This is a genomic window from Ensifer sp. 38_S197, assembly GCF_056924495.1.
The window spans coordinates 1663970-1680150 of record NZ_JBXOVZ010000001.1; the positions used below are offsets into that span (position 1 = coordinate 1663970).

At 59.5% G+C, this 16181-nt stretch carries 17 protein-coding genes; 15 read left to right on the forward strand and 2 right to left on the reverse strand.

The genetic code is table 11. The features are described from left to right. Positions 1-87 precede the first annotated feature (87 nt). Complete coding sequence (locus tag AC1Z3V_RS07780) at positions 88-1044, reverse strand: sugar ABC transporter substrate-binding protein (RefSeq protein WP_429809829.1); 957 nt, start codon at positions 1042-1044, stop codon at positions 88-90. A gap of 221 nt (positions 1045-1265) precedes the next feature. Here AC1Z3V_RS07780 and AC1Z3V_RS07785 point away from each other — a divergent pair, with 221 nt between their 5' ends. The 7 genes from AC1Z3V_RS07785 (at position 1266) to AC1Z3V_RS07815 (ending at position 6856) form a co-directional block, all read left to right on the forward strand. Then, positions 1266-1889 carry a glucose-6-phosphate isomerase gene (locus tag AC1Z3V_RS07785; RefSeq protein WP_483498190.1) on the forward strand — a complete coding sequence of 208 codons (624 nt, stop codon included), beginning with the start codon at positions 1266-1268 and terminating at the stop codon, positions 1887-1889. Between the two features lie 28 nt (positions 1890-1917). Then, entirely contained in the window at positions 1918-2571 is a 654-nt protein-coding gene (gene eda, locus AC1Z3V_RS07790; RefSeq protein WP_483498191.1) for a bifunctional 4-hydroxy-2-oxoglutarate aldolase/2-dehydro-3-deoxy-phosphogluconate aldolase, read from the forward strand. Continuing rightward, positions 2568-3521 carry a shikimate dehydrogenase family protein gene (locus AC1Z3V_RS07795; protein ID WP_429809283.1) on the forward strand — a complete coding sequence of 318 codons (954 nt, stop codon included), beginning with the start codon at positions 2568-2570 and terminating at the stop codon, positions 3519-3521. Before eda ends, AC1Z3V_RS07795 begins: the two co-directional genes overlap by 4 nt. A 2-nt stretch (positions 3522-3523) precedes the next feature. Next, on the forward strand, positions 3524-4453 hold the full coding sequence (locus AC1Z3V_RS07800) for a phosphoglycerate dehydrogenase (RefSeq protein WP_483498192.1): 930 nt from the start codon (positions 3524-3526) through the stop codon (positions 4451-4453). Between the two features lie 29 nt (positions 4454-4482). Continuing rightward, positions 4483-5337, forward strand: coding sequence for an MBL fold metallo-hydrolase (locus AC1Z3V_RS07805; protein ID WP_483498193.1), 855 nt, complete (start codon positions 4483-4485; stop codon positions 5335-5337). A 121-nt stretch (positions 5338-5458) separates the two neighbouring features. Then, the gene (locus AC1Z3V_RS07810; protein ID WP_483498194.1) at positions 5459-6367 is read left to right on the forward strand and encodes an SIS domain-containing protein; all 909 of its coding nucleotides are present in this window, start codon (positions 5459-5461) and stop codon (positions 6365-6367) included. A 189-nt stretch (positions 6368-6556) separates the two neighbouring features. Continuing rightward, entirely contained in the window at positions 6557-6856 is a 300-nt protein-coding gene (locus AC1Z3V_RS07815) for a hypothetical protein (RefSeq protein WP_483498195.1), read from the forward strand. Positions 6857-7589: 733 nt separating this feature from the next. Here the strand turns inward: AC1Z3V_RS07815 and AC1Z3V_RS07820 are convergent. Further along, on the reverse strand, positions 7590-8606 hold the full coding sequence (locus tag AC1Z3V_RS07820) for a LacI family DNA-binding transcriptional regulator (RefSeq protein ID WP_483498196.1): 1017 nt from the start codon (positions 8604-8606) through the stop codon (positions 7590-7592). A gap of 137 nt (positions 8607-8743) precedes the next feature. Here AC1Z3V_RS07820 and AC1Z3V_RS07825 point away from each other — a divergent pair, with 137 nt between their 5' ends. The 8 genes from AC1Z3V_RS07825 to AC1Z3V_RS07860 all read left to right on the forward strand — a co-directional run bounded on the left by AC1Z3V_RS07825 (position 8744) and on the right by AC1Z3V_RS07860 (position 16180). After that, positions 8744-9778: a Gfo/Idh/MocA family protein gene (locus tag AC1Z3V_RS07825; protein WP_483498197.1), complete on the forward strand. Its 1035-nt coding sequence runs from the start codon at positions 8744-8746 to the stop codon at positions 9776-9778. A 10-nt stretch (positions 9779-9788) separates the two neighbouring features. Then, positions 9789-10691 carry a sugar phosphate isomerase/epimerase family protein gene (locus AC1Z3V_RS07830; protein WP_483498198.1) on the forward strand — a complete coding sequence of 301 codons (903 nt, stop codon included), beginning with the start codon at positions 9789-9791 and terminating at the stop codon, positions 10689-10691. 59 nt (positions 10692-10750) lie between these two features. Continuing rightward, on the forward strand, positions 10751-11983 hold the full coding sequence (locus tag AC1Z3V_RS07835) for an ABC transporter substrate-binding protein (RefSeq protein WP_483498199.1): 1233 nt from the start codon (positions 10751-10753) through the stop codon (positions 11981-11983). Between the two features lie 198 nt (positions 11984-12181). After that, entirely contained in the window at positions 12182-13084 is a 903-nt protein-coding gene (locus AC1Z3V_RS07840; protein WP_173520151.1) for a carbohydrate ABC transporter permease, read from the forward strand. Further along, positions 13081-13908, forward strand: coding sequence for a carbohydrate ABC transporter permease (locus AC1Z3V_RS07845; protein WP_483498200.1), 828 nt, complete (start codon positions 13081-13083; stop codon positions 13906-13908). The genes AC1Z3V_RS07840 and AC1Z3V_RS07845 overlap by 4 nt, the downstream gene beginning before the upstream one ends. Further along, on the forward strand, positions 13905-14978 hold the full coding sequence (locus AC1Z3V_RS07850) for an ABC transporter ATP-binding protein (RefSeq protein ID WP_483498201.1): 1074 nt from the start codon (positions 13905-13907) through the stop codon (positions 14976-14978). The genes AC1Z3V_RS07845 and AC1Z3V_RS07850 overlap by 4 nt, the downstream gene beginning before the upstream one ends. Before the next feature lie 251 nt (positions 14979-15229). Beyond that, entirely contained in the window at positions 15230-15367 is a 138-nt protein-coding gene (locus AC1Z3V_RS07855) for a hypothetical protein (protein ID WP_173519127.1), read from the forward strand. 459 nt (positions 15368-15826) lie between these two features. After that, the gene (locus AC1Z3V_RS07860) at positions 15827-16180 is read left to right on the forward strand and encodes a DUF6894 family protein (RefSeq protein ID WP_483498202.1); all 354 of its coding nucleotides are present in this window, start codon (positions 15827-15829) and stop codon (positions 16178-16180) included. Position 16181: the final 1 nt, after the last annotated feature.

Below are 16181 nucleotides of genomic sequence, written 5' to 3' on the forward strand. Positions count from 1 at the left end.
AGGCGCCAAGCACGCGCCTGATCGCGAATAGGCAGGCGAACGGGCCAGGCTGTCAGACGCCCGTTCGCCGTCGAGAGGATCAAATCATCAGAAGACAGCGTCCGCCTTGATGTATTGGTCGACGTTGTCCTTGGTGATTGCAGCTGGCTTGGTGTAGGTCACCTTGCCGGTGTTTGCCGGAAGCGAGCCATCGATTGCCTGCTTGGCCATTTCGACGGCCGTGGCGGCAACAAGGGCCGGATCGTTGAGGCCGGTGGCGCCGTACTGACCTTCCTTGATCATCTGCAGCGCTTCCTTTTGTCCGTCCGCTGCTGCAACCAGCAGCACGCCATCGGTTCGGCCGGCCTGCTCAAGGGCTTTCTTGGCGCCGAGCACCATGGAGTCGTTTTCGCCGAGCACGACATTGATGTCGGGGTTAGCAACTAGGATATCTTCCATTGCCTTCAGCCCGCCTTCGTGGCCCCAAAGGCCCCAACCCTGGCCGACGATCTCGAAGTTGGCGTGACCTTCATTGCGCAACTGGCCTTCAAGCAGGCCGGCGAGAACACCAAGGCGGCGCTCCTGACCGACTTCATTGCCCTTGTCGCCCGACAGGAGTGCAATCTTCAACTGCTTGCCTTTGGTCTGGTCTGCGAGCCACTGGCCGACAAGAAGGCCGTTGGCGCTGTTGGAAGACTGAACCAGGGTCACGAAATCTGCCTGCGGATCGAGTGTCGAGTCGATCACGAAGACCTTTACACCGGCTGCCGAAGCGGCGTTGACTGCGGGGATCAGACCTTTGCTGTCACGCGGGTTGATGATCAGAGCGCCGATGCCTTGCGCAACCATATCCTCGACGTCGGCAATTTGCTTGTTGAGATCGTTTTGTCCATCGACGGAAATGACCTCACATCCGAGTTCCTCTGCCTTCTTCTTTGCCGAGACCTCCTGCGCGGCAAAGTAGGGCGCGTCGAGCGTCTTCATGGAAATACCGATCTTGCAATCGGCTGCGTGAGCGACGGAAAGCGTGCCGAGCGAGACCGTTGCGGCCAAGGCAAGCTTCATTGCGGTGGTTTTCAGAATGGACATCAGACATCTCCTCCACGGATGGCATTGGGCGGCCACAATTCAGCGGCTAATTTGTAACGTAATTACGAGATTTGTGATCGTCAATACGATTTCTGACATTTTTGGCAATGAAATTACGCAATTTGGCGTGAAATTTTACGCTTGATTGAATGTCTGTGTTTATTTATGTAATTTAACTACCAAATACGGAGGTTAGAATGCTGCGTGAACCGAGAGTGAGCGTTGTTGATGTCAGCGCGGGCGGAATGAGCGGCCATACCGGCCGCTATGAAAAGCGTCTTGCGGACCTGGCGGGGCTTTATGAAGACGGCGAAGAGCATGCCCGTCTTGTCGGCGCACTTGGCAATCCAATTGTCTATGACGTTGAGGACTTTCGCCCAGGCGACAAGTCCGGCGACCTCATCTACGGCGTTACCCGGATGAGCCCGGGCAGGGTCGGGCGCGAATTTTTCCTGACGCGAGGTCACATCCATGCCAAGGCCGACCGTCCGGAAATCTACTACGGCCAGAAGGGCAGCGGGCTGATGCAACTCGAGTCGCCCGAAGGCGAGACGCGCATCATTGAAATTGCTCCCCAGACCATTTGCTACGTGCCGCCGTTCTGGATCCATCGCTCGATCAATGTCGGCAGCGAAGATCTGGTGATGGTCTTCGCCTACCCGTCCGACAGCGGCCAGGATTACGGGATCATCGAGGCGTCGAACGGTATGCGGCATCGCATTGTGGCGCGGGCGGATGGCGGCTGGGAACTCACCGAAAATCCTGCCTATGCACCGCGCTCGACCACGACGGTCAATTCATTGATGAAGCAGCATGCCTGACCGCGCAGCAATTCTTGAGGAGACCGACATGGAAAACCCGATTGACCTCATCGCCCGGCTTGGCGTGGTGCCCGTCATTGCCATCGAAAATGCCAGGGACGCTGTCCCCTTGGCCGACGCTCTGCTGGAGGGCGGGTTGGCGGTGGCCGAGATCACGTTCAGGACCGAGGCGGCAGCCGATGTGCTGGCTGCAATCCGAGATGCCCGTCCGGAACTCTGCATCGGTGCCGGCACGATCCTCGACAGGCCGAACCTGGAGCGCGCCATCGCGTCGGGCGCTCGTTTTGCCCTTGCGCCGGGGCATGATCCGCAGGTCGTGGCAGCGGCGGCAGACGCCAAGATTCCTTTCTGCCCCGGCATCATGACTCCGACCGATCTGACCCTTGCCGCGGGGCAAGGCATTCGCCTTGCCAAGTTCTTTCCTGCAGGCGTTGCCGGTGGCCCCAAGGCGCTCTCCGGCATTGCCGCGCCCTTTGCCCATCTGGGTATGCGCTTCATTCCAACCGGCGGCGTGACCGAGGCGACCATTGGCGAATGGCTTTCGATACCGCAGGTGGTTGCGGTTGGCGGCACGTGGATTGCGAAGACTGAGGATATCCGGGAAGGCCGCTTCAAGGCGATCGCCGAGAACGCGGCATCTGCCGTCAGAGTGGCCCGTCAGGCACTGGAGAAGCGCGCATGACCCTATACCAAGCCGCAACGATGCCCACGCTCTATTTCATCGGCGTGACCACGACAAAAAGCTCGATCATGAAGGTCTTTCCGGCCTGGGCCGCGCATCTTGGTCTAGAAGGTGCCCAGATCAAAGGGATCGATTTCAAACTGCACGACGATCCGGCCGCCTATCGCGAGGCCGTCGAATTCATCCGTGACGATCCACTTTCGATGGGCGCATTGGTGACCACGCATAAGATCGATCTCTTCAATGCTTGCAAGGGTCTGTTCGACGTCGTCGATCCGCATGCGAGGCTGATGGACGAAACGAGCTGCATATCGAAACGCGACGGCAAGCTTGTGTGTCATGCGAAGGACCCGATTTCCTCGGGGCTTGCGATCGATGGCTTTCTCGGCGCCGGCTATTTTGCGAGAACTGGAGCAGATCTCTTCTCGATGGGGGCTGGCGGCTCGACCATTGCAATCACCTGGCACCTCATGCGCCGATCCCGCGGCAAGGATGTACCGGGCCGCATCGTTGTCTCCAACCGCAGCCAGCACCGACTTGACGAGATCAGGCGGATCCATACCGAGATCGCAAGCGATGTTCCCGTGGAATACGTGCTTGCGCCCAGACCTGAGGACAACGACGCGGTGCTTGCAAATCTCAAGCCCGGCTCACTCGTGATCAACGCGACTGGACTTGGGAAGGATGCACCGGGATCGCCCCTATCGAATGCGGCTGTGTTTCCCGAACGCGCTGTTGTGTGGGATCTCAACTACCGCGGCGAACTCGTGTTTCTCGACCAGGCGCGAGCGCAGGAGCGGACTCGTTCGCTACAGGTCGAAGATGGCTGGACGTACTTCCTGCATGGTTGGACACAGGTGATCGCAGAGGTGTTCGACATCGATATCGCCACCTCGGGCCCGGAATTCGAACAGATCTCCCAGATCGCCCTGAAAGCGGCCGGGAGGTGATGATGGTTCGGCGTATTCTTGTCACACCGCGATCGCTCACCGCCGACCCACACCCGGAAGTCGAGCGTCTGCGCGACGTCGGATTCGATATCGTCTATTCCACGCCCGGCGCGATGCCGACGGAGGATGAACTGGTCGCGCTGGTGCCTGGCTGCATCGGTTGGCTTGCCGGCGTCGAGCCTGTCACGCAGCGCATTATCGAGGCGGCAACCGAGCTGAAGGTCATCAGTCGCAATGGTGTGGGCGTCGACAATCTGCCAATGGAGGCGCTTGCCCGCAAGGGTGTGGCGGTCCGTATTGCCGAGGGCGCCAATGCGCGTGGGGTGGCCGAGCTCGCCATCGGATTGCTGTTCAGCGCACTGAGGTCGATCCCGCTGACGGATGCCGGCGTCAAGGCCGGCGGCTGGCCGAGGGCGCGCGGCAGCGAGATCCAGGGCCGTACGGTCGGCATTATCGGTTGTGGTGCGATCGGCCGCGAAGTGGCCCGAATGGTCATCGGTCTCGGGGCCCAGGTCATGGCGTTCGATCCTGCCCGACCGAACCTTGATCTGCCTTCGTCGTCGTTTTCTTATGCCGATGTCGACGATATTCTGGCATCGTCCGATGTCGTTTCGTTGCACGCACCGCCGCCACGTGACGGGTCGGCGTTGATTTCGCGGGAAAGGATCAAGTTGGTTAAACCCGGATTGGTTCTTATCAATACCGCTCGGGCACGGCTGGTAGACGAAGAGGCATTGCTGGAAGCGCTCGAGAGTGGTCAGCTCGGCGCCTATGCCACGGATGTCTTCGAGGTGGAGCCACCGCCATCTCTCACGCTCGTCTCTCATCCAAGGGTGATTGCCACCAGCCACATCGGCGGGTTTACCGGCGAGAGCGTCGACCGTGCGACGCGCATCGCCGCTGAAAATCTGCTTGCCAGTCTCGATCCCTAGGCGGGCTGGATGGTTATGGGGAAGGCATGATGGGAGAGCTGATTGCAACAGAGTTTTCCGGCGATCTGGCCGAATATTTGCAGACGCCCGCCAGCACGGGCGAGCTGTTTTGGCTTGGGCAGGCCGGCTTTCTCCTGCGGGTAAGAGGATTGCGGTTGCTCGTCGATCCCTATCTGTCGGACTCTCTCGCCGAGAAATACAAAGGAACGGCGCGACCCCATATTCGCATGATGCCGCCGCCAATCAAAGTCAATGATCTCGGCGAAGTCGATCTCGTGCTATCGACTCACGCCCATACGGATCATATGGATCCCGGGACGCTGCGCCCATTGTTTGCTGCCTGCCCCCGAGCCCGTTTTGTCGCCCCGCGGGCCGTCAGGGCTCAGGCACTGGAACGCTCGGGCCTGGGGGCAGACAGGCTGATCACGATGGACGCCGGTGAGATCATCGAGCCGCTGCCCGGCGTGCGCGTGACGGCGAGCCGTGCGGCGCATGAGGGGTTGGATTTGGACGCGGAGGGGCATCACAATTTCCTCGGCTATGTCATCGACATTGGCACGCTTCGCTTGTGGCATTCGGGGGACTGCATACCGTTTGACGGTCTTGTGCCGGAGGTGAGAGCGCTTGCACCACAGATTGCATTGTTGCCGGTCAATGGCCGACGGCCGGAACTTTCAAACAATGGAGTGCCCGGCAACTTCACCCTCGACGAAGCGACCGAGATCGCCGCGGATATCGGTGTCAGCACCATGATTGCCCATCACTATGGGCTGTTCGATTTTAATACCGAGGATCCGGCGGCGATTGACGCTGCGATACCGCGCGTCAAGCCGCTTAAACTTTTGCGGGCATGCACCGGAGTCTGCTATCGCTGGCAAGCGTGAGACGTCGCCGAAAGCCTCTCATCAACGAAATCGATGTTCGGGCTTCGGTGATTTCACCTGCCGGCGACTTGCGTTAGCATGGGAATGACGCAGGGGCGAGGATTGCATACCGGCGCGACGAATGTGGAGACACCTCTTAGATATGGACATTGATGCACGCGCAGACATCCGGAACCCCAACCGGAACATCATAGAGGTGATCCGTACGTTGCGGTCGGAGTTGCGCAAGTCAGACCGGAAGGTCGCCGATGTCGTATTGCAGGATCCGCGCCGGATCCTCAATGCCACGGTGGGTGAGACGGCTGCACTTGCGCAGGTGAGCCAACCGACGGTCGTTCGCTTCGCGACCGCGATCGGTTGCGGAGGGTTTCAGGATTTCAAGATCCGGCTTGCCCAGAGCCTTGCGCTTGGAACGCCCGCAACTCATTCGGTCTTGCTCGATACAGATGAGCCTGAAATCGTAGCCGAGAAGATCTTCGACTACACCATGACGAGCCTGGATTGGGCGCGCTCGCGTCTCGACAAGGCCGCTTTGCACAAGGCGATCGATATTCTGGCGGCTGCCCGCTCGATCGAGTTCTTCGGTTTTGGCGCTTCGGGGATAGTTGCCCGTGATGCGCAGCAGAAGTTCCCACTTTTCGGTGTTCCGTGTGGCGCTCAGCTCGACTCCCACCAGCAGGTGATGGTGGCTTCGATGATGAAGCCCGGCGACGTGGCCTTCGTAATTTCCAACACCGGCATGACGCGTTCCATCATCGAAATTGCCCGGATCGCGCGGGAGAATGGCGCGCAAGTAATTGGCCTGACCGGCTCCGATTCACCACTTGCAGGCTATTGCGACGTGGCGCTCATTGTTGAGACGCTCGAAAATACGAACATGTATACACCGACGATTTCTCGGATCGCGGCACTCGTCGTCGTTGATATTCTCTCTACAAGCGTTGCTATGCGCCGCTCTCCGGAGGAACAGGCGCGTTTTCAGCAGATGAAGCGGCAACTGAGCGATTTGCGAAAAATGCAGCCCCTGTAGAGCCATATGCTCCTCGTATAAAAGGTCTCGCGTCTTACATGTTGGATCGCGTGCGCAAGCGCATCACTCGGGTGAACTCGCGATGAAGCTTAATGGGGCGCACTCAGAAACGATGGATCATTTTACGTCGATCGTGGTTCCGTTTCGCGGCCTTCGAATCTGAAGGCTTGACGAAAAGAGGAACCCAGGATGCGGATTTCCATTATTCTCGGCCTCTGCTTGCTATCGTCGCCCGTTTCGGCCCACGACGCACTGAGTGGATGGACTTATCCATCGTCTTGCTGCTCGAACTTCGATTGTCGGGAAGTGCCGGCTGCCGACATCAGCGAGCGTCCGGAAGGCTTCATCGTAAAAGCGACCGGCGAGACTATTCCCTACAAGGACGCAAGGATCCGGGATTCGCCCGATGGCGAGTATCATTGGTGTTCAGTGAACGGCTCCAACAGCGGGCGGACCGTCTGCCTGTTCGTGCCGCCACGCGGATTCTAAACCATGTCGACGGCGCGGGGAACCGCGCACTCGGCCGCACGGAAGGATCAGTCCGCACCGCCTCTGCCGGCCCGTGCTGGCCTTGCTGACATGCCGAAGTTACCAGAGAATCGTTGGCACTCTCGTCAAGAGTTCACCAAGCGCCCCGAAGAGGATTTCTGCCGCGGCTCCAATCTCGGCATGCGCGGTGACAACAACCAACCCTAAGATGGAGATCGCGGATCCAAATCGGATGACAGGGCTGCCGTCGCCGCCAGGAGGCAGCGTGGGAAGGGACGTATCGAACGATGACCAGTTGCCATGAAGAAGGTTGTCGTTTGCGGCGCGCAAGAGCCGAGTCGGTCGAGGACCTCTGAGGCGGCTTTTTTCGCATATCCCGGGAAAAGTCTCGCAGATTGAGTTAGACATCTGATCTATCCATGACCGATTTGAACGACACCAATGTTAGGCAGGCCAGTTAGAAGCGGCCGTTCCCAGGGAAACTGAGTTTCCACCTTTTGGTCCTATGGGGAGCTGTACCCATTTCAGGGGATGACGAGTATTCGCAGGCGTTATCCGAACGATCGCCTCCGCCAGTCGGGCCAAATGCCTGTCCGTCATCGCTGCGTTGCGCGAGGATATTGCTGGGATGAGGTCGATCTGCCTCGAGCACTTGACGGCCTTCGACCGCTTCAAGACGTCGTGATGCACAGCTGCATAGAGCCCGTTTCTGCTGACGGGACATGTCTGTTGCTTAATCGCTTTCGCCCGGGACGAGTGCCATGGGCCAGAGCAGTCGTGCGGGTTTCGCCGGGTAGACGTGGGCGAAAGCCGGCATCGTGCCAAGCAGGGATTCGGCAAGTGCAATGCCGAGGTCACGTAGCGACAGGCTGAATGATGTCAGGCGGGGCGACAGGAATTGCGAATGCGGACTCTGACGACCGATAATCGCAAGATCTCGTCCAGGTTTTATTCCCGCTTCCACCAGCCCGCGATAAAGGCCGACAGTAATTGCTTCGTTGATCAGCACGATCGCCGTCGGACGGTTCTGAAGCGCGCTCAATTCACGGGCGATCTGGTAGCCTCCGGCCTCGTTCGGAGTCGAACGAAAGACGTGACGCTCATCGAGGCGAAGCCCGTGGCGGGCAAGGGTTGCCCGACACTGATCCTCGAATACATAGCCGAGGTTCATGTCGTCATGCGGTCGCGTGACGGCAATGTTCTTGTGACCACGGGCGACGAGCCGGTCGATGGACGCCTCGGCCATGCCCTCGAAATCCAGGTCGAGCCACGGCTGACCGACATCGGTCAGGCTTCGTCCGAGCGTGATGAACGGGATCTTGCGCTTGGCCAGCAGTTCGAAGCGGGCATCGTGCCGCCGGGTCGCCGAGAGGATGATGCCATCGGCAAAACCGCGTGCAACGACGCGCTTCAAATAGTCGTTCGGATCCTCCTCAGAGGAGCAGAGCAGGGCGACCAGATCGAGCTTGTGACGCGCAAAAACGGTCTGAACACCGTCGAAGACGCTCATAAAGAAGGTATCGCCCTGACCGGTGATTTCAGTGCCGGTCTGCATCATGAAGCCGATGACGCCAGTTGCTCCCTTCCGGAGGGCGCGACCCGATTGGTTCGCGACGTAACCAAGGGATTCCGCTGCTTCCAGCACCCTTTTTCTCGTCTCCTCGTTGACGTCGGGCTTGCCGTTCAGCGCACGGGACACCGTGCCGATCGAAATATCGAGGTGTTCAGCAAGCTCGCGAATCCCCTTCATTTTTCCGCGTTCCTCCTCAGACCCGCGACCGGCCATTTTCTCACCTCTTGACATAAAAACCCGTTGCCGCATAGTATCGTAAACGTTTACGGAAGCCAATTGAGGAGTTGCCGCTTCCGTTTCTTGGAGGAAATCACGTGAGACACAGGGCCGTTTTGTGCGGGTGCGGAGCTATGGCCAAAGGCTGGCTGAGGGCTCTGACAGAGAGCAACTCTCTTCAAGATAAGGTGGAGATTGTCGGCCTTGTCGATCTCAATCGGGCGACCGCTGAAGCGCTCGCCGCCGAGTTCCACCTCGGCGACATCCTGATCGGTACGGACCTGCCGGAGGTTCTTCGCGAAAGCCGGGCTGATTTGCTCTTCGACATCGTCGTTCCGGCGGCACGGCGTGCGGTGGTGGCCGCCGGTCTCGCCCATGGTTGCCATGTGCTGAGCGAAAAGCCGATGGCAGCCACGCTCGAAGAGGCGCGCGAGTTGCGCCGACTTGCGACCGAAGCCTCGCGCATCCATGCGATCGTGCAGAACCGACGTTTCATCGACGGCGTCCGCCGTATACGCCGCCTCATCCAGTCCGGCATCCTCGGCGAGCTGACGGCGTTGCATTGCGATTTCTTCCTCGGTCCGCATTTCGGGGGCTTCCGCGAACAGATGGACAATGTCCTTTTGCTCGACATGGCGATCCACACCTTCGATGCGGCCCGCTTCATGTCCGGCAAGGAGCCGCTTGCTGTCTATTGCCACGAATACAATCCGCAGGGCTCCTGGTATCGCCACGGCGCGGCCGCCAATGCGATCTTCGAATTTTCCGACAATGTCGCCTTCAGCTATCGCGGTTCCTGGTGCGCAGAGGGCGCCAACACCAGTTGGGAAAGCGCGTGGCGAATTGTCGGCTCCAAGGGAACCTTGCTCTGGGATGGCGGCGAGCGCTTCGAGGCCAATGTGGTCACCGGCAGCGAGGGTTTCCTGCGTGCCGTCGAGCCGATCGCAGTGCCCGAGGCCGAAGACCGTGCTGACACGCACGGGCACGCGAGCGTCATCGGGCGTTTCGTCCAAGCCATCGACGCCGGAACCGTGCCGGAAACGGATGGCAGCGACAACATCAAGAGCCTTGCCATGGTCTTCGGCGCGATCGACAGCGCGCGGGATGGCAAGCGCGTCACCATCGCAGCCTAGGGAGCCAATTTTGAAAAACCCCAGAAACTCCATTCGCATCGGAACGATGATTTCGGCCACTAAGGACGGCGCAGACAAGCGCATCAGCCAGATCGCCAACATGGGCTTCGAGAGTTTCGAGCCCTTCTTCTGGCAGACGACCAATGGGCAGGATCTCGCCGAACTTGGCAAGCGTTGCATCGAGGCGATCGGCGATCGCGACATCACCATCTCCACGCTCGGCATGTTCGGCAATCCGTTGGAGACGACCGCGGTCGACGAGGAAACCTTGCAGGGCTGGCGGGATTGCATCGACAACGCCCACCACTTCGGCGCCACATGCGTCGCCGGTTTCACCGGCCGTCTTCGCGGCAAGCCTTTGACCGACAGTCTGCCGCGCTACCGGAAAATCTGGTCGGAGCTGTCAAGGCGCGCAGCCGACAGAGGCGTAAGGATCGCCTTCGAAAATTGCGCCATGGACGGCAACTGGCATACGGGGGACTGGAACATCGCGCATAATCCGGACGCTTGGGAACTCATCTTCAACGAGACGCCGGACGACCATATCGGCCTCGAATGGGAACCATGCCATCAGATGGTCTATCTGATCGATCCGCTGCCGCAGATCCGCAAATGGGCGAAGAAGATCTTCCACGTGCACGGCAAGGACGCGACCATCCGCTGGGATGTCATCCGCGAACACGGAATTTTCGGCAAGGAAAAGTTCGTCTTCATGCGCACGCCCGGCTTTGGCGACACCAACTGGACCGACGTGATTTCCGAGCTTCGGCTGGCCGGCTGGTCCGGCTCGATCGATATCGAAGGCTGGCACGATCCGGTCTACCGCGACGATCTGGAGATGACTGGCCAGGTCCATGGATTGAGGTACCTCAAGACGTGCCGGGGCGGCGACTTTGTCGTCGACCCGGTCTGAGACGTGCATGCCGGCCGGCATGGAGGATGCCGGCATTGGGATAACCAAAGGAGGAGAAAATGGCTATCCGCGGATCCGCAATCCTGGGCGCTCTCGCCCTTGCAGGTGTCTCTTTGTTCGGTCTCTCTGCCAAGGCGGACGATGTCACGATCAGCGTCTGGTCGCTCGATCGCGATATCCAGCCCGCACCGAACCTGATAGCGGACTTCAACAAGCTGAACACCGGCATCAAGGTCGAGTATCGCCAGATCCAGTTCGATGATGTCGTCAGCGAGGCAATGCGCGCCTATTCGACCGGGCAGGCGCCGGACATCATCGCTATCGACAATCCGGAACATGCACTGTTTTCGTCACGCGGCGCATTCCTCGATCTCACCGACATGATCGCCAAGTCGACCGTGGTGAAAACGGCGAACTATTTTCCCGGACCCCTCGCCTCCACTATGTGGGACGGCAAGAACTACGGCCTGCCCAAGGCCACCAATACGATCGCGCTTTACTACAACAAGGACATGTTCAAGGCGAAGGGCCTCGATCCCGACAAGCCGCCGCAGACCTGGGCCGAACTGGTCGACGCGGCCCGCAAGCTGACGGACCCCGCGGCCAACGTCTACGGCCTCGCGTTTTCGGCCAAGGCGAGCGAGGAGGGGACGTTCCAGTTCTTGCCTTGGGCCCAAATGGCCGGCGGTGGCTACGAGCACATCAATTCGGATGGCGCCGTCAAGGCGCTCGACATCTGGAAGACGATCATAACCGAAAAACTGGCCTCGCCGGATACGCTGACCCGCGGTCAGTGGGACTCGACCGGCACGTTTAATTCCGGCAACGCCGCCATGGCCATCTCCGGCCCATGGGAGCTCGACCGCATGGTGAGCGAAGCGAAGTTCGACTGGGGCGTCGCGCTGCTGCCGGTGCCGGAGGTCGGTGCGGAGCGTTCGTCGGCCATGGGCGATTTCAACTGGGCGATTTTCTCGAACACGCAGCATCCTGCCGAAGCGTTCAAGGTGCTTGAGTATTTCGCCTCCCAGGACAACCGCATGTTCAAGGACTTCGGCCAGCTTCCGGCCCGTTCCGATATCGCTATCCCCGAGACCGGCGTGCCGCTGAAGGACGCGGCTCTCAAAGTCTTCATCGAGCAGCTCAAGTTTGCAAGGCCGCGCGGGCCTCATCCGGAATGGCCGAAGATCTCGAAGGCCATCCAGGATGCAATCCAGGCGGCTCTGACCGGACAGATGACCTCGAAGGAAGCACTCGACCAGGCGGCTGAAAAGATAAAGGCGGTGCTTGGCTAAAAGCTTCGGGCAAGGCGGCCCGCACGCTTCCGGACTGACCGGAGCAGCCGGCCGCCTTTCAGACGCGCTCAATCGCAACGAGGCGCTCGGGCGGAAACCGCAAAATCACGCCGCCAGTGTCGGCGTGCTCCCACACGTTCTAACTTGCAGGCCGGGTTGTACAAGCCGTGTGCTGGCGCCTTGGCGGCGGAGGAGCCCATGAAACGCTTTCTATCCAGCATGATCGACGGCCGCGGCTTCGATATCGGACTTGTCAGCCTGCCGCTCGCCTTCCTGCTCACTCTGTCCGGTCTGCCGCTGCTCTACAATATCGTCATGAGCTTCCAGGAGGTTGATATGTTCAGCCTCGGCAGTTTCTGGCGCCCCTTCGTTGGTCTCAAGAATTACCGCGATCTGTTCGCTCAGCCGGAAACATGGCCGATCCTTGCCAATACCGCGACCTTTGTCATCGCCTCGATCGCCGGTCAATTCCTCGTCGGTTTCGGCCTGGCATTGTTCTTCTGGACAAATTTTCCAGGTGCTTCGTGGCTGCGGGGTCTGTTCCTGGTGTCCTGGGTGATGCCCGGGCTTGTGGTCGGCGCAATCTGGAACTGGATCCTCTCGGGCGACTTTGGAGTACTCAACTTTATCCTGCGCGAAACAGGTCTTATCGGTGGCAACATCTTCTGGCGCTCCGATCCCGATTTTTCGCTTTGGGCGGTCATTATCGCCAACATTTGGCTTGGCACATCCTTCAACATGATCCTGCTGTCTGTGGGACTGTCGGCCATCCCCCGCGATCTCTATGAGGCATCCGAGTTGGACGGCGCCAATGTTTGGCAGCGCTTCTGGACGATCACGCTGCCAATGATGCGCGCATCGATCGGTGCCATCATCGCGCTCGGGCTTATCTTCACGCTGCAGCAATTCGATCTGTTTGCGGCCATCACCTCGGGAGGGCCGAACAATGCGTCGAACGTCACGCAATACTGGGCCTGGGATTTGTCGTTTCGGCAGTATGACTTTGCCAAGGGCGCGACGATCTCTGTGATCATGATCGTATTCGTGATGATTGCCTCGGTCGTCTATGTACGCTCGACACGACATGAGGTGCGCGGATGAGTAACGTATCCCGTGATCGTCTGCTTTTCGCAGCCGCCATCATTCTCGCCGGCATCTATCTGTTCCCGCTCTATTGGATGTACATCACCACGATCAAGTCCGGGTCGGAGATGTTCGCCACGCCGCCGACCTTCTGGCCGACCGATCCTCAGTGGCAAATCTTCGGCAATGTCTGGCAAAGCCGGAATATGGGCCGGTATATCTGGAATTCGCTGGTTATTGCCTGCGGGGCGGTCAGTGTCATCGCGGTGCTAGGTGTCGGCTGCGCCTACGTGCTGGCGCGCTACCGCAACATCTGGGTCGATATCGGGCTCTTCCTCATCCTCATGCTGCAGGTGCTCCCGGCATCGCTGATGGTGACGCCAATCTTCGTGGGCTTTTCGCAAGTTGGACTGCTCAATTATCCTCGGCTTGCGGTCATCCTTGCGATTGCGGCGAAAAGCATGCCCTTCTTCGTCGTTCTGGTTCGCGCGACCTTCATGAGTGTGCCGCAGGAATTGGAGGAAGCAGCACTGGTAGACGGCAACTCCAGGGTCGGCGCGTTCTTCAACATCGTCCTGCCGCTGGCACGAAACGGCATCCTCGTTAGCGCCATCCTGATCTTCATGCAGGCCTTCGGAGAGTTCGTCTATTCGAAATCGATGATCCAGGCTGTCGAGCTTCAACCCGCCAGCGTCGGTTTGAATTCCTTTATGGGGCCGAACACCAATGAATGGAACAACATCATGGCGTATGCGGCGATCTACGTGACGCCGATCCTCGCCATTTTCGTCCTCCTGCAACGCCGCATCGTCTCTGGCCTCACCTCGGGAGCGCTCAAATGATTGCCCAGATCGAACTGACCAACGTCAACAAGTACTATGGCGCCTACCATGCCCTGAAGGATATTGAGCTTTCGATCAGAAAGGGCAGTTTCACCGCGCTTGTCGGTCCTTCGGGTTGCGGCAAGTCGACACTGCTGCGGTCCCTGGCCGGATTGGAGAGCATATCGTCCGGCACCCTGAAGATCGACGGCCAGGTTATGAACGCTGTGCCTCCGCGCAAGCGGGATGTGGCGATGGTGTTCCAGTCATACGCGCTCTACCCGCACATGACGGTCGAGGAAAACCTGACCTACAGCCTGCGCATCAAGGGCGTTGCCAAGGCCGAGCGCAAGAGGGCGGCAAATGAAGTCGCCGCCGTGACAGGGCTTACGCATCTGCTCGGGCGCTATCCGCGTGAACTCTCCGGAGGCCAACGACAGCGCGTGGCGATGAGCCGAGCGATTATCCGTCATCCGAAGGCGTTCCTCTTCGACGAGCCGCTCTCCAATCTCGATGCGGCACTTCGCGTACATATGCGAAAGGAAATTCGCGCGCTGCATGACCGGCTGGGCGCCACGTCGGTCTATGTCACTCACGACCAGGTGGAAGCTATGACGATGGCCGACCATGTCGTCATCATGCGCGATGGAGTCATCGAGCAACAGGGCAGCCCGCTTGAGCTTTATGACCGGCCGGCGAACAAGTTTGTGGCCGGGTTCATCGGATCTCCGGCCATGAATTTTTTGCCTGCGATCGGCGGCCAGGATGGGCAGTCGGTCATCCTGGATCTCGGCGTCAAACAAACAATCGCCATCAACCGGGCGGTGCGGCCGGGGCAGGCCCTGAGCATCGGTTTGCGTCCAGAGCATATCGAGCTTGCTGCGCCGGATCAGGGCGTTTTCTCGGCGCCAGTGGCCCTGGTCGAATCGACCGGGGCGACCTGCTTTTTGACGATGGCAACGACGCCCGAGCTTTCGGTGGTCTTCAATGGCCGGTCGGAGACGCGAGCCGGCGACAGGGTCGGGCTGAACTTCGCCCCCGGCAGCATTCATCTTTTCGACGCCGAAACCGAACGGCGTGTGCCGAGCTGAGGGCAAATGGCTATCGGCGGGTTTGCCGACGTTCCGCCGAGGCCCTTGCGACCACGGCGGCAAAGATCACACAATGTATCGATCGAGCGCCGGGTCAACATTTGGCCGAGGGCGGGATCGTCACGGTTGTGCGTCTTCGTTTCGACGTACCCGTTCGAATACAGGGTTTGGTTGAAAATCGTGCTTTCGCCTGGTTGTCCGAGCCTTTGCCGATGACTATGTGTGCGGCAGCCAAGAAGGGATCAAACTCAATGCGTATTGTCACATTGTTGCTCGTACTCTCCGCGCTCGCCGGATGCGCCCAGACCGCCGGCGGTGCGAGCAGTGTCAGAGAGGATTACTACGGCGGTGACGGCGGTTTCTATGCGGGCGCCGTTGCCCCGCGCTGAAGCGGCGCCGGCGGCGCTGCAAGTGCGCTGCTGATGACCGTGAGAACCCCGACAGCGACTGGGATCTGACAAGCCGAATCGGCTCGCATGATGGGACATTGCCTTCGACGAGCTTGACATTATGGTCCCAGGGCAATTGTGCAACAGGTTGTTGCACGATTTGCCCGTTGGGGAACGACTCAGCAAAGGCGCGCAAATACTTGGGGTTTCGTCGCGCCGAAGATCTGCGGCGAGCCGATCGATGACGCGGCTGCCTCATTCCTTAGCATTTTGGCGTGCCAAGATCTCGCAGCCAATGTTCCAATAGAGCAGAACGAGTTCTCGGTTACGACAAATGAAACTACTGGTCGCGCCCGACAAAGCAACCAGGCGGCGAGGGGTGTCACGCGACTGTCACGCGCAAATTACTTTAGAAACTGCTAAGAAGTGGAAAAGCCATGCCGGTGTTCGAGTACGAAGATGCGCCGATATCTCTTCCACATTCATCTTCTTGGGACGGTCAATCGCGACCACACCGGAACGTTTCATGCCAGCGACAGCCAGGCGGTGGCGCGCGGCAGAGCGGTTGCGGACAGGATCGCAGAAAACGACAGGCACCGGAGCGTAGTCGTGACTGTTGAAAGGGCAGGTGGCCCTGTTTTGGCGCGCGTCACTGCGACGAAGGCCATGCCGCCCTGGCAGTCTGCAAGCTCGAAGTTCGAACACGCCTGGCGGGAACTGCCGGCGTGGTTACCAGCCAACTCCCGAGGGATTGCGCCCGCGCGTTCAGGGAGGAATGAAGGTTTGGACGATGAGCTGGTCCTGAAAGGCTAGC

Bases quoted from the DNA above. Each gene is read 5' to 3' on its own strand.
- AC1Z3V_RS07780 (WP_429809829.1), bottom strand. From the start codon at position 1,044: ATGAAGCTTGCCTTGGCCGCAACGGTCTCGCTCGGCACGCTTTCCGTC.
- AC1Z3V_RS07785 (WP_483498190.1), top strand. From the start codon at position 1,266: ATGCTGCGTGAACCGAGAGTGAGCGTTGTTGATGTCAGCGCGGGCGGA.
- eda (WP_483498191.1), top strand. From the start codon at position 1,918: ATGGAAAACCCGATTGACCTCATCGCCCGGCTTGGCGTGGTGCCCGTC.
- AC1Z3V_RS07795 (WP_429809283.1), top strand. From the start codon at position 2,568: ATGACCCTATACCAAGCCGCAACGATGCCCACGCTCTATTTCATCGGC.
- AC1Z3V_RS07800 (WP_483498192.1), top strand. From the start codon at position 3,524: ATGGTTCGGCGTATTCTTGTCACACCGCGATCGCTCACCGCCGACCCA.
- AC1Z3V_RS07805 (WP_483498193.1), top strand. From the start codon at position 4,483: ATGGGAGAGCTGATTGCAACAGAGTTTTCCGGCGATCTGGCCGAATAT.
- AC1Z3V_RS07810 (WP_483498194.1), top strand. From the start codon at position 5,459: ATGTGGAGACACCTCTTAGATATGGACATTGATGCACGCGCAGACATC.
- AC1Z3V_RS07815 (WP_483498195.1), top strand. From the start codon at position 6,557: ATGCGGATTTCCATTATTCTCGGCCTCTGCTTGCTATCGTCGCCCGTT.
- AC1Z3V_RS07820 (WP_483498196.1), bottom strand. From the start codon at position 8,606: ATGAAGGGGATTCGCGAGCTTGCTGAACACCTCGATATTTCGATCGGC.
- AC1Z3V_RS07835 (WP_483498199.1), top strand. From the start codon at position 10,751: ATGGCTATCCGCGGATCCGCAATCCTGGGCGCTCTCGCCCTTGCAGGT.
- AC1Z3V_RS07840 (WP_173520151.1), top strand. From the start codon at position 12,182: ATGAAACGCTTTCTATCCAGCATGATCGACGGCCGCGGCTTCGATATC.
- AC1Z3V_RS07845 (WP_483498200.1), top strand. From the start codon at position 13,081: ATGAGTAACGTATCCCGTGATCGTCTGCTTTTCGCAGCCGCCATCATT.
- AC1Z3V_RS07850 (WP_483498201.1), top strand. From the start codon at position 13,905: ATGATTGCCCAGATCGAACTGACCAACGTCAACAAGTACTATGGCGCC.
- AC1Z3V_RS07855 (WP_173519127.1), top strand. From the start codon at position 15,230: ATGCGTATTGTCACATTGTTGCTCGTACTCTCCGCGCTCGCCGGATGC.
- AC1Z3V_RS07860 (WP_483498202.1), top strand. From the start codon at position 15,827: ATGCGCCGATATCTCTTCCACATTCATCTTCTTGGGACGGTCAATCGC.